The organism is Microcoleus sp. Pol12B5 (assembly GCF_036701335.1).
GTDB lineage: Bacteria > Cyanobacteriota > Cyanobacteriia > Cyanobacteriales > Microcoleaceae > Microcoleus.
This window is the reverse complement of record NZ_JAUBQQ010000069.1, coordinates 1-12797: the sequence shown is the minus strand read 5'-3', so window position 1 is coordinate 12797 and position 12797 is coordinate 1. Positions and strand designations below refer to the sequence as shown.

The following is a 12797-nucleotide window of genomic DNA, read 5'->3' as shown; positions in this document are numbered from 1 at the left end:
AGCGGATTCACAGGTGAAACGAAGGTCTTTGCTATTGGGGGCCGCCACCCTAACTTTAAGTCAATTGGCGGCAGGGTGCGACTCGAAGCCGATTCTCAAAATTCGATCGCTCAAAAACGGTATTCCGGCCCAACTGGTAAGCAAATTTAGCCGGGATGTACAACCGTCTCCGCTTTTGCAGGTAACGCAAGAAGCACAATTAAAAGAATTATTCGCCCTGTTGCAGGAGTGGAAACGGGTTCCCGAATCAAAAAATCAAGCTAACTTGGTGATGTTGGGAGATTACTGGCTGAGTTTGGCAATTAGGCAAAAATTGATTCAGCCGATCGATCCTGCTAAGTTTGCTAATTGGCCACAATTGCCCGAAAGATGGCAAAAACTCGTCAGGCGCAACGATGAGGGTAAATTAGATCCTCAAGGTAAAGTGTGGGCTGCACCTTACCGTTGGGGAAGTACGGTAATTGCCTATCGAACCGACAAATTTAAGGCTTTGGGGTGGACTCCGACAGATTGGAAAGACTTGTGGCGAGTCGAATTGCGCGATCGAATTTCTCTGCCGGACAGTCCCAGAGAAGTTATCGGTTTAACATTAAAAAAACTCGGCAAATCTTACAATACGCAGCAATTAGATCAAGTCCCAAATCTTAAAAAAGAACTCGCAAATCTGCACCAGCAAGTTAAAGTTTATAGTTCTGACGCTTACCTGCAACCATTAATTTTAGGCGATACTTGGTTAGCCGTAGGTTCATCTGGGGACTTGCTGCCGCTGCTGCAAACTCAAAAGGATATTGCTTTAGTAGTTCCGGTTTCGGGAACTGCACTTTGGACGGATTTGTGGGTACAACCAGCATCAGGGAATCCAGTTTCTTTAGTGGAAAAATGGATTGATTTTTGCTTGCAGCCTCGGGTTGCTCCTCAATTATCTTTGCTGGCTAAGGCTAGTTCGCCGATAATTGTCGGCATGAAACCCGAAGATTTGCCGGAAGCTGTTCGCACTAATTCTGTGTTATTGCCGGATGCTAAGATTCTTGCTGCTAGCGACTTTATGCTGCCTTTTGGGGATGCGGGGATTGCCCAATATCGATCGCTCTGGCAAGAAACTAGGCAAGTAGTGAGAAGTTAAAATGTAGGGTTCGTCAGTCACCAGCCCACAAGCGCCGAGAAAATCATCAAAACTGACGCACCTTAAACCGTAGGGTTCGTCAGTCACCAGCCTTGTGTGTGTAGCAAAGCAACAAACGGCAGTGAAATAACAAACAAAACAGCAGGAGCGGAAAGTGTTAGTATTTTAATTTCAATAACAATCGTAATTATAAATCACCTGAGAAAAATCTAATTTTTCTAAGTCCTTAGCACGAATCAAAAAGTTGCCTACTCCATCATCACCCCAACAAATTTCATCATCACTAATCATGTGTAAGACTACAATTTTATGGTCTTGGTATTGCGGGCTATACTCACGAGGGTCTGTTTGCGTAAAGTAGCCGTATCCCCCTATTTTATGGTGAATGTCGTATAAATTATCATAATACCAATCATTTAATTTGTAATCATCTGCCTCCATTATATCAAAGAATTGTTTAATTTTTTGTGGCTCCAAAATGTTAGTAATTTGATAGTCTTCTCGGCAAACCCACTCATAGTCAGGACTAAACTGTAAAGCCAAACATTCTTGCGGATTATTCACGTATTTATAGTTTAAAGGTGAAAATCCCTTAACTTCTTGATGCAACAAAAAAGCAAAATCTGTTTGACAATTATTTGTGTCAGTTTCGGAAAAATAGAATATTTTAAAATCTTTTTGGTTCTCCAAATTGTCGAAATCCATGCCATACAAATCTGTGTCACCGATATAAAACTGCAAAATTCCTTTTTTGGGGAAAGGCGCTAAATATGGCACTTGGGCAAAGATTTCCTCAAAATTGAGCTGTGCCAAAAGGTGCATATATTTTCCATCACTATCCTTGGGAAAATCGTAACCTTTCGGCAAGTAAGGCACTCCGCCAAATTTGCTTGACCAGAAATCAGTCGCCTTTCGTTCGTAAGTGATTTTGATAACAGGCTTTTCTGAACTTTCAATTTCTTGGCGAAAAGGTTCTAATTCAGCCGGAAGCTCAAGGTTTTTTTTCATTTTTTTCTACGTATTACAAACCGCATTTATCAGCTCAAATGCACGGTGCGTCAGCTCTTGATTTATCGATGATCCAGAAAATAACTCGCTTCTGACGCACCCTACTAAAATTCCTTCCGCCCTCCTCGAATAGGCGGATTTGAGAGAGATTCTAAATCAATGCGACAGCTAAGCCGATCGCCCTTGCACGAATAAACTGCCAAAGCAGTGCCTTGACGGTTGCAAACTCGCACATTGTAACCATAATCGTTGGCGACAGTGCCAAAGCGGTTAACAAACTGATAGCGTTCCATATAATCGAGCAAACTCCAAAGTTGGCGGTTGACTATGATAATTACCCAAGCATTACCGGGATCGACAAACCAGCGATCGAGCAATTTGCCGCCAAAGAGTTTTTGAGCTAACCACAGACTCGGCACGCTTTTTTCGGTTTGCGAAAGCGGGGGCGACGGGAAATTAGCAGCGCTGCCAGTAGGGCATATCGGCTCCTGGGAAAAAGCCGCAGATTCCTCACACAGCAAGGCTCCGAGGCACGCAGAACCCGCAATCAGGAACAAAAATAAACTTTTTGTCAAAATGCCGTGCCTGCGGCGGAAAACTTGATTATTGTGGCGAAAGTTTTGGTAATTCATGAATTTTTAAGTGCCGATTTTTCACAAAAGTTATCTGTTAATATCGAGTCCGGTAAAATAGATTTGTAGTGAGTAATTTACTATTCACAAAATAAATTTTGATTGCTGCAGTTCTTACTGTGAACTGGGACAATAATTGTTGTTAAAATTCCGATCGCTTAAACAATGAAGCAGGCAGACAAGCAGTAAAAGTAGAACCGCAATCTAACTCGCTAGTAACTTCAATATCACCGCCCATCATCTGACAAAAACGCTGACTAATAGTCAGTCCCAAACCCGTACCGCCGTACTTGCGAGTAGTTGAATTGTCCGCTTGAGTAAAAGGTTGGAACAGTCGCTCTTGCTGCTCTAGTGTCATGCCGATGCCCGTGTCCGTCACTCGGAAAATTAAAAAGTCTGAATCCAAAATTAACATTTGAGCAACTCTCGGTTGATATTTATTTTTTAATTCTTCACTGGTAATTCTTTCGACAGTAAGCACGATCGCCCCATTAGCAGAAAATTTAGCAGCATTGCTGAGCAAATTCAGCATTACCTGCCGCACTTTCATCAAATCGCCGTGCATCGCGCCGACATTGGCAGAACTCAATACTTCCAAAGTATTGCCGTTTTTATCCATGAGCGGTTTGATAGTTGTTATCACCTCCTCGATTAAGCCTCCAACATCGAAGCTTTCGAGGTAAATCTCCATCTTGTCAGCTTCAATTTTGGAAATGTCGAGAATGTCGTCAATTAGCCGCAGCAAGTGTTTGCCAGCAGTGCGAATTTTGTCTAAATCCGAGACAACCTGTAAGTTGCCTAACTCTTCGGCATCTTCCGCTAGCATATCGCTGTAGCCGATAATCGCGTTGAGGGGAGTGCGTAACTCGTGGCTCATGTTTGCCAGAAAAGCACTCTTGGCGCGGTTGGCGAGTTCTGCGGCTTCTTTGGCCAACTGCCACGCTTCCTCAGCGTCTTTGCGTTCGGTGATATCTCGCAGTGTCGCCACCACCGCTTCGACGCTGCCGTCTGTCGCACAAACCGGGCTGAGAATGTACTCGTAGTCGCGGGTTCCCCAGTTTGCCGTGGGGACAATTACTTCGCCTTTCTTGGGCTCGGCTGTGGCAAATATGCCGTCGCATTCTTGGTGAACTCGCTGCATGATTGTTGGCGACCAGCCTAATTCCTGCCAGGTTTTGCCAATCATTTCTCTGGGATTCATGCCGGCAGCTTGAGCGGCGGTGCGGCTGACATAGGTGTATTTTCCCGATCGATCTACTAGAAAAATTAGGTCAAGAGAAGCGCCCAGAATCCCGTCAACTGTTCGGGCGTGTCGGGCTACCTGAGCCGTCATTTGTCTAACCGTGATGGCGCCGCGGACTCTGGCGGCGAGCTCAAACCGCAAGAGTTCGTTGGCTTGTTTGAGGAATAGGGTGCGCTGTTCGACTTCTATTTCTAGTTCTGCTTTGGCTTTTTCTAGGGTGAGTTCGGCAAGTTTGCGATCGCTCACATCTGTAGAAATTGTACCGACTGCATAAGCTTTACCTTCGGAGTTGCAGAGGGGAAATTTCAGAGAAATATAAGTGTGCGGGCCATCGTCTTGAGGGATGATTTCTTCGAGGGTTAGGGGCGAGGAGGATTCGAGAACTTTCAGGTCGTTTTCTCGCAGGGCTGCTGCTTTGTCTTGGGGAAAAATATCGCCGTCGGTTTTCCCTGTTATTTGCTCTTTTGCGATGTCGAACAAATTGTCAAAATGGCGGTTGGTGAGCAGGTATTTTCCGTCAAGGTCTTTGATGTAAATTACTGCTGTTGAGTTGTCTAAAATCGCTTGCAGCAGTGCTTCGCTCTTTCGCAGGGCTTTTTGAGTGTTTTGGTGATCGAGTATTTCTGGCTGCAATTCCCAGTTGAGCCGATTTAAGTCTTGCCAAGCTTCCTGGACTTGATTTAAGGCGATGGCGCTTTTTTCTAGTTCTGTATTTACCTGCCGCCATTGGTTTGAGACGGAGTTTTCGGACAATTCTAGGGGTTGGAAAGCGATCGGGATCTGGGGATTTGCGATCGGGAGAGCGCCCTGATTTTTTTTATATCGAAAATCGACCGCTAATTTACCGTTTAAACTCGATTTTTTAGGGAATAAATCGGGGAATTCGCCGAAATTTAAATTGTCATAAATTATATCAAATGTCCGCGATCGCTGCGGCGGTTCGGCGCTGGAGTTAAATGCCCAATTCCCGTCTGCTGTTGATAAATCTGAGTTAGCGGGTTTGGCAATCCGGCGAGTGACGGCAACTCCTAAGGCGAAGGGGACAAGGGCAGCCGCAGACATTGCCAGCAGCCAGTTGTTGCCCCACCAAGTTGCGATCGAGGTTTTGGGGATGCCCCGAACTAAAATTGCTGCGGGTTTTCCCGCTAAATTGCCAAGAGATTTGGCAGCTACTGCATAAGTTTGACTGCCTATTTGTACGTTTCCGGCGACTGGTTTGCCGGCGGCGAGTGCAGATTTCAGCAGCGATTTTTCTGCCAGCAAGTCTGGTAACTGTTGTTTTTTTGTAACTGCTTGCGAACTTGCCAAGACAAATTTGCCGTCAGCCAGCGGTGCGTAAATAGCCTGATATCCGCCACCCTGTAAGTTGAGCATTTCGCTGCTAGCAACTGCCGACGTTTGGCTGATAATTTTTCCTAACACTAAGGCAGCAATCACTGTCTGAGTTTTTGGATCTTTTACGGGAATTGCTGCGTAGTGGACGAGAACAGGTCGATCGCCCTTTCCGAGCGGCAAAGATCCCAATTGTTCCTGAACTTCTGATTTGGCAATGATTTCGGTAGCCGTAATTGGGTTTTTTGCACCAAATGCTCGATCGACTATTTTTTGCAGTTTAAAACTTTTTCCCTTCTGGTTGGGGTTGACGCTAACCACTATCTGCCTGTTTTTTCCAACTAAGGCCGCGCTGTCTATTTCCCCTGTTTTGACTTGATTTTCTAGAATTTGCTTGACAGATTTTTGCAAATCTGATACTTTTTTCCCACTGTTGTAAGCTAAGGCTGTTTGGGCGATCGTTTTGCGGTCAGAGGAGTTTTGCAAACGGTCGGCGGCGCGATCGAGTTGGAGATTGTAGTTAATTTCACTAAGGCTCAGTTCTGACTTTGCTTGATTTTGCAGTTGATTGTTTGCAACGGCTGATGTTAGCAAAAGTGCTGCTCCTGTTAGCCCAACTGGCAAAATTGTTTGTAAAGCCACCAGTCCAATTAGCTGTTTTCTGGTGACGGACAAGTTGTAAGTGGACGGATTGAAAGCAGCTTTCAATCTTCTTTCGGAAGTCGGAACTTTAGTTTGCTGCAGACAATGTTGCTGGCTGTCGTTTAACTGAGTATGAGCCATAGTAGTAGATGCGAGATCGGTTGTAGATGACAGGCCATCAATTAATCGGAAAGGGAATTAATTTTAGATTTTAGATTTTAGACTTCGGCGTGAGCGCTCCGTTGAACGATTTTAGATTTTTTATCGAGTTCGGTTAATCACTTATCATAAAATTGTTCGCTCTCACCGCCGCCCACTAAGCAAGCAATAAAATGACTGGTATTCTCAAAGAAGTCAGTTTCTAGGTGTTAATCAGATTGTGTTGTTTAGTTGCTTTTACATATAGTATCGGCTCCTATTTAAAGTGTGTTCGGAACATCCAAATGAGTGCTTTCACAGGAGTGTTCGCGGTTAGAGGTAAGCTTTGCTGTGCAAGATACTCGCACTCCTCAAAAACGCTTTTTGCAAAATCGGGATGCTCTCGCATACAGTCGTAAAACGAAGTAGTTTCTCGATCGACTGTATCGTAAATTCAGTTAAACTGAGATGTTGCACGATTCTCAATAAGTTTTTTATGGGCGGGCAGGATGTCCAACCCCTACTCCCCACAAGAAATTAATTCTTTGTGGAACAGGCCGGAAAGCCTGTTCTTGAGAATAGTGCAAGATGTAAGGTTAAACCAAAGTTTAGCGTAATTATTGCAAAACTTAGATACGCTCGATCGCCTTTTCCCTGTTTCACATTTTTTTCAATCCCACAACCGCCTGCCTGCTTTGCCACCGAGTCGCTGGTGAGTATCTTTGAGCAAAGTTGGGATGTCTAACTCTTCGGGACACCGGGGCAAACATTCGCCGCAATCGGTGCAGCGGTTGCCTTTGCTGCCGGGAAACCAGTGTCCAGCATTTTCAAACATGGCGTAGCGGTATTTGCCAAAGTCAGTCATGTCGCACCCGACTGCGAGATTGCGGAGTCGCAATACTTCGGGGATGTTGATGTTTTCCGGGCAAGGCAAACAGGCATAGCACTGGCTGCATTGGTCGGTTTTCAAAGTGTCTGCAATAGCCGATTCTAGCCGATCGAACGCAGCGATTTCGGCGTTGGTGAGGGGAAAGTCGCGATCGCAATATTTCAGAGGTTGCTCTAATTCTGTCGCATTTGCAGCCCCCACACTCAAAGTCCCAATCCTAGTATCGCTGAGTAAAAATCGATAGTTTAACTCTAAGGGCGAGAAAGGCCAGCACAATTGTGCGAGTGTTTCCGGGGGCGTGTAAAGTTGCCCTCCTTTATCGGCTGGGGAAATGATGAAAACGCCCATATCTTTGTCTTTGGCGAGTTCAATTGCCGGGGCGTTGCGCTGAAAAAAATAGTAATAATGCAGGTTGACAAATTCAAACAAATCTGTATTTATTGCAGCCAAAATCAGATCCAGAGGCCCGTGAGTCGAAAAGCCGACGTGCCGAATGCGACCATCAGCCAGGGCTTTGCGTACAGATTCCATGCAGCCTGTGGGCGATCGCACAATCGCCAAATGTTCCCAAGTATTCAAACCGTGAATTGCCAGACAATCGATATAGTCTAAATTCAAGCGTTTGAGGGATGCGTCGATACAGCGTTCCATTGCTGCTGCATCCTCGGTTGGGGAAATTTTTGTAGTGACGTGAAGGCGCGATCGATCGACAGACAAACCAGCCGAAAGGGCCGCGCCAAGATATTCCTCGCTGCAACCGTAACCCGCCGCCGTTTCCAGGTGATTGATTCCCTGAGACACCGCCTGTTGTACAGTCTGACAGGCAGTTTCCTCAGAAGCCAAATAGCGCATGGTTCCCAAGGAAAATACGGACAGGTGCAACTCCGTTTTGCCAAACCGTCGATAGCGCATAAAATTTAGGAAGTTTCGCCCGGGCCCAAGCCACTTCTCTTAATCAAATCCTCTGGACGGAGGTTTGAGATAAATTCCCGGAAGGCCCGGCGTTCGGCCTCATCAGCATCTCGATCGACCGGTATCGAAGCATCGGCGACGACTTCTTCCATCACCCAGATGGGGCAGTTCGTACGCAGGGCCAGGGCGATCGCGTCGCTAGGTCGGGCATCGATCTCTTTTTTAACTTCTCCCTGACGGACGATCAGCACAGCATAGAACGTGTTATCTTGCAGCGAGTGAATAACTATGCGCTCCAAGGTAAGACTCCATGCCTCTAAAAAATTGACCATCAGATCGTGAGTTAAGGGCCGAGGAGGCTTGTGGCCTTCGATCGCGCTAATAATAGCCTTTGCTTGCTCCTGACCGATATAAATAGGCAAAGCCCGTCGCTCAGTAGCGTCTCTCAATAGGACAATAGGACTGCGCGTGGCTGCATCTAAGGCAATTCCAGCGACTTTCATTTCAATCATTCGATCGGCCTCATAGAATTAAGAAACTGTAAGGCAGTAGAGAACTTGGACATAAAGATCACCTAAATCCAGTATGACTTGATCTTCGCCGGAATCTGCAACAGATCTGGGACTATCGATTTTAGATTTTAGATTGACTCGGGGGGAGAGGGGCTGACAGGTGTAGGTTTTTTACGACTGGGTAGTATAAAGTCAATTAAACCAGGCGAAAATAAGGGTGATTCAACGAAACACGTGGCTGGGGAAAAACCCAAAATGCTGAAAAATAAGCATCTCAAGGATTGGTCATGTATTGTCTCCAAACAAATGCCTCACCTCTCCATACCTCAAGCGATTGGCTTAGCGACTTGGAGCTTTGGTGTAGTCATGACCAAATCTAGCAGCTTAACCCAAGTTTCGCATTTTATCGCTCAGCTCAACGGAGAAAAGCCGAACACAGTCCGTCAGCGATTAAAAGAATGGTATCAAGAAGCCCCAGCTAAAAAAGGAGTTTATCGTCGTGAGCTGGATGTTAGTGGTTGTTTTGCTCCATTACTGTTGTGGGTGCTAAGTTTACTGCCGAAAAATGTTGAGGACATTGCCTTGGCATTGGATGCCACTAGCATCGGAGATAAATTTACAGTTCTGTCGATGAACATCTTATTGGGTGGGTCGGGAATTCCTGTAGCTTGGTGCATTGTCGGAGCCGAGGAGCCCGGAAGTTGGAAACCTCATTGGCAAAAACTGATTTGTGTTGTTCAAGGTGTGATTCCGGCAAACTTTAGGGTGATCGTTGCCGCTGACCGAGGATTGTATGCTGATTGGCTATATCAATTGATTGAAAGTGTGGGCTGGCATCCATTTCTACGTATCAACCATCAAGGAACTTATCGTCTGCCCTCTCAACAGACATGGCAGCCACTGGCACATTTGGTTCGTCAAGGTGGACAATCATGGTCTGCCGAAGTCGTGTGTTTTAAAACTAATCCTCTGTCTTGTACACTCCTAGCTCGTTGGGATTTAGACTACAAAGACCCCTGGTTGATTCTGACAGACTTCAAACCGGAAGAAGCAAACGTTCTCTGGTATGGACTACGTTCTTGTACCGAATGTGTTTACCGCGATTTCAAATCCGATGGCTGGCAATGGCATAATACACGTTTACTCTCACCACAACGAGCCGAACGAATGTGGTTAGTGCTGGCTGTTGCCACTTTATGGATGGTGATCCTGGGTGGCACTCATGAAAATCAATCACTTGCCTCAAATTTTCCACAACTTCCCCTTGGACATACTGCTTTAAATCAGCCTCCCAGCCTCAAAAAAGGGCGTCATTTGTCTTGTTTTCTTAAAGGATTTGTGACTTTGATGGCTAATTTACTCAACAATATTCCCATTCATCTGGAGCGTTGGAGTTCCTTCCCTCACACTCCTGTGGATGCCTTTTATGCTTGTAACTCCTCCTAGTTGTAAAAAACCTACACCTGTCAGGGGGAGAGGGGACGGCAAAACCTCCTGTCTATGGTTTGTCTCTATGGTTTCATGTAAATAAGCGATCGACTACGGAAAAATACTTATGTTTACAGGACTAATTCAATCTCTCGGAAAGCTGAAGTCGCTAGGCAACGATTATTTCCAAATTTCCTGCACATCAAACAACTCCTACCAGATTTTACAAGATTTAGCCATTGGGGACAGCGTAGCCGTGGATGGAGTTTGTTTGACGGTAGTGGAAGTTCTGCCGCAAGGTTTTGTCGCCGTCGCTTCGCCAGAAACTCTCCGGCGCACAACTCTGGGATCATTCCCCGATGCTTTGGTGAACCTAGAAACCTCCCTGCGCGCCGGTAGCAAATTGGGGGGACATTTCGTGACCGGGCACGTAGATGCGATCGGCACTTTAGCAACATCAACCCAAACCGCCAACGCTTGGGATATGCGGTTTACTGCCCCACCTGTAGCAAATTCGGGATGGCAACGTCAAATCGCACCTTACATCGTTTCCAAGGGCAGTATCGCCGTCAACGGCATCAGCTTAACCGTGGCAGATTGCGATGCTGACGGCAATTGGTTTGAAGTTGCTGTCATTCCCCACAGTTTTGGTGAGACAAACCTCAGCTATTTGCAACCAGGAAGTTTAGTAAACTTAGAAGCAGATATTCTAGGCAAATATGTCGCCAAATTTCTCCGCAGCGGCTCAAAATCTCATCCCGAACCGTGGGAAGAAACCCCCACAATCAACAGTTTGGGAACAATTACACCAGAATTCTTAGCAGAACACGGATTTATCTAATCTGTGGGTACGCATCGCGCACCTTGCTAATATCTGAGATATTACACCATCCTCAATAAGCCTTTTACCGGCGGGTTATCCTGCCAACCCCACAAAAAAACTCACTGTTTGTGGAACAGGCAGGTGAGCCTGTTTTTGAGTTTTAGAATGCCTCAGCAGCAAATTATTATATTAATAATTTACTGGTCAAAGCAGACCCACCCTACTAAATCTTACAGCACATTGAGCGATAAACACCTCAAATGCTTGGCTATCCATCGAGTTGTCTATGGTCATTATTAATGCCACTACTCGCTGGAAACTAATTGCACCAATTACTGTGACTTTATTGCCGCGATAAAAAGGTTTGACCGCAGAGGCTCTCGTTCCTCTTTGGGAAGCTCCATGAGTTCTGGTTAAACAAGCGTAATACTCCAGTCTAATCTAAAAATACTAGATTTTTTTGATCCATATGCTTGACTTTTTCCCAATACTCTAACTTTAATTTCATGACTGTTTCAGTGCCGGCTTGGCTACTTCTCACTGTTTTTTTTACGATTTAATCCCAACTTTTGTAAGGCGTTACACATGGCTGTTCTACCCACCCAATTTCCCGTCTTCTGGGCAAATAACTCACACAATTCTAGTAAGGTTGCATCGGGATGTGCTGCCACTATTTCTCTCAAAGAAGCTGTGGAATTATTCAAATGACTGTATCTCGGTTTACCACTCTCGTTTCGGCTGTAAATTCCCCTCGATTTTTTGTTGCTTGACCAGTTTCTGAAAAGAGCTTTTACTGACGGAAAATATCGCTGCTGTTTTTCTAATCGACAGCTTCTGATCTTGATGGGCTGCTACTATTTTTGGAAAGCAAATCTACTGAATATGCTTTCATTGCTGTGTTTTTCTAATCTATTCTTATTGTACCTCATAACACCCGGAAGTGCTGTAATTTCAGGTTTTAGATTCAGATATTAGATTCTTGACAGTGCAGTTGCCGTGCAAATCGCGCAAAAACGGGAATCAACGTGTGTCAAGTTTTAATTCCTGATAACTGGAGTTTAGCAATACTCCCGACAGTTTTTAAGCAGCCAGAGTACCATAAGACAAGACTGAAGGAAGATTAGGATGATTTAAAACTGTCGGGAGTATTGTTATCATTATTATTATTTAATTATATTCCTACACAAAGGGGTATTGACAAAATTTCCTCCCTTCTAAATTTTTACCAATGGGGTAACATTATCTTTGGGGTAGGCTAGCTTGTAACAATTCGGCTGCCTATCTTTTTTTAGCATAAGTGGGCAAAATCTTTACTCCATAAAGATTTCAGGCGGGTTGTCAGCCCCCCAGGGCGATCGCAAAAGTCGTTACTGCAGTTAGAAAAAAATGCTGGAACTTTGGAAAAACCTTTTCGCTATAGCACCGTTTATCCCTCACGGGCATTGCTATCTCTGGAAGCCAGGATTGGTGAGTCTTCATATCGCTTCCGACTCGCTGATTGCCCTGGCTTATTATTCAATTCCCATTACGCTGCTCTATTTTGTTCGTAAGCGACAAGATTTGCCCTACCCTTGGATATTTCTGCTATTTAGCACCTTTATCATCGCTTGTGGCACCACTCACCTGATGGAGATTTGGACGCTTTGGCATCCTACCTATTGGCTGAGTGGCTGCCTCAAAGCCATCACCGCATTGGTTTCAGTGGTGACAGCTATAGTGCTGGTGCCGTTAATCCCAAATGTATTAGCGCTTCCCAGTCCCGCACAGTTAGAGGCAGCTAATCGAGAACTAGAGCAGGAAATTAGAGAGCGGATCAAGGTAGAAGCAACCCTTCAAGAGCGGGAGCAGTTCTTAAGCAACATTTATAGCTCCGTGACAGACACCCTTTGGGTGGTGGAACAGCTTGAGGATGGCGAGTTTCAAGTTGTCAGCATGAATCGAGCCATTGAAACCTCAAGTGGAACTTTGGCCGAGCATTGGATTGGTAAACGGCTGGACGAACTGTGGGACATCGATACAGGTACTACGATTCGAGCCCACTAAGTAGTTAGACAGAATTAATTACACAAATACATAGTAGAATGATATTCCAGGCAAAATTATGAGTTAATTAGA

General features: G+C 45.2%; 9 protein-coding genes. 4 read left to right on the top strand and 5 right to left on the bottom strand.

The annotated features are described in order from the left end of the window. Positions 1 to 13: 13 nt before the first annotated feature. Positions 14 to 1123, top strand: a complete 1110-nt coding sequence (locus tag QUA24_RS22365; protein ID WP_333232175.1) for an extracellular solute-binding protein — start codon at positions 14 to 16, stop codon at positions 1121 to 1123. Between the two features lie 171 nt (positions 1124 to 1294). Here QUA24_RS22365 and QUA24_RS22360 read toward each other — a convergent pair whose 3' ends face one another. The 5 genes from QUA24_RS22360 to QUA24_RS22340 form a co-directional block, all read right to left on the bottom strand. Next, positions 1295 to 2131 carry a DUF1963 domain-containing protein gene (locus QUA24_RS22360; protein WP_333232173.1) on the bottom strand — a complete coding sequence of 279 codons (837 nt, stop codon included), beginning with the start codon at positions 2129 to 2131 and terminating at the stop codon, positions 1295 to 1297. Between the two features lie 104 nt (positions 2132 to 2235). Next, positions 2236 to 2763, bottom strand: coding sequence for a hypothetical protein (locus QUA24_RS22355; RefSeq protein ID WP_333232171.1), 528 nt, complete (start codon positions 2761 to 2763; stop codon positions 2236 to 2238). A 142-nt stretch (positions 2764 to 2905) separates the two neighbouring features. Then, positions 2906 to 6121, bottom strand: coding sequence for a PAS domain-containing protein (locus tag QUA24_RS22350; RefSeq protein WP_333232170.1), 3216 nt, complete (start codon positions 6119 to 6121; stop codon positions 2906 to 2908). Positions 6122 to 6788: 667 nt separating this feature from the next. Beyond that, on the bottom strand, positions 6789 to 7919 hold the full coding sequence (locus QUA24_RS22345) for an aldo/keto reductase (protein ID WP_333232168.1): 1131 nt from the start codon (positions 7917 to 7919) through the stop codon (positions 6789 to 6791). A 5-nt stretch (positions 7920 to 7924) separates the two neighbouring features. Then, positions 7925 to 8431 carry a bifunctional nuclease family protein gene (locus QUA24_RS22340; RefSeq protein ID WP_015176672.1) on the bottom strand — a complete coding sequence of 169 codons (507 nt, stop codon included), beginning with the start codon at positions 8429 to 8431 and terminating at the stop codon, positions 7925 to 7927. 255 nt (positions 8432 to 8686) lie between these two features. On the opposite strand from QUA24_RS22340, the gene QUA24_RS22335 reads away from it, so the two are divergent. The 3 genes from QUA24_RS22335 to QUA24_RS27395 all read left to right on the top strand — a co-directional run bounded on the left by QUA24_RS22335 (position 8687) and on the right by QUA24_RS27395 (position 12725). Then, on the top strand, positions 8687 to 9877 hold the full coding sequence (locus QUA24_RS22335; RefSeq protein ID WP_333232166.1) for an endonuclease: 1191 nt from the start codon (positions 8687 to 8689) through the stop codon (positions 9875 to 9877). A gap of 109 nt (positions 9878 to 9986) precedes the next feature. Further along, positions 9987 to 10700 carry a riboflavin synthase gene (ribE, locus tag QUA24_RS22330; RefSeq protein ID WP_333232164.1) on the top strand — a complete coding sequence of 238 codons (714 nt, stop codon included), beginning with the start codon at positions 9987 to 9989 and terminating at the stop codon, positions 10698 to 10700. 1449 nt (positions 10701 to 12149) lie between these two features. Beyond that, positions 12150 to 12725, top strand: a complete 576-nt coding sequence (locus tag QUA24_RS27395; protein WP_445242638.1) for a hypothetical protein — start codon at positions 12150 to 12152, stop codon at positions 12723 to 12725. Positions 12726 to 12797 lie beyond the last annotated feature (72 nt).

What these genes read in the sequence shown, in the direction of transcription:
- QUA24_RS22360 (WP_333232173.1), bottom strand. Translation starts at nt 2,131, where the DNA reads ATGAAAAAAAACCTTGAGCTTCCGGCTGAATTAGAACCTTTTCGCCAA.
- QUA24_RS22355 (WP_333232171.1), bottom strand. Translation starts at nt 2,763, where the DNA reads ATGAATTACCAAAACTTTCGCCACAATAATCAAGTTTTCCGCCGCAGG.
- QUA24_RS22350 (WP_333232170.1), bottom strand. Translation starts at nt 6,121, where the DNA reads ATGGCTCATACTCAGTTAAACGACAGCCAGCAACATTGTCTGCAGCAA.
- QUA24_RS22345 (WP_333232168.1), bottom strand. Translation starts at nt 7,919, where the DNA reads ATGCGCTATCGACGGTTTGGCAAAACGGAGTTGCACCTGTCCGTATTT.
- QUA24_RS22340 (WP_015176672.1), bottom strand. Translation starts at nt 8,431, where the DNA reads ATGATTGAAATGAAAGTCGCTGGAATTGCCTTAGATGCAGCCACGCGC.
- QUA24_RS22335 (WP_333232166.1), top strand. Translation starts at nt 8,687, where the DNA reads ATGCTGAAAAATAAGCATCTCAAGGATTGGTCATGTATTGTCTCCAAA.
- ribE (WP_333232164.1), top strand. Translation starts at nt 9,987, where the DNA reads ATGTTTACAGGACTAATTCAATCTCTCGGAAAGCTGAAGTCGCTAGGC.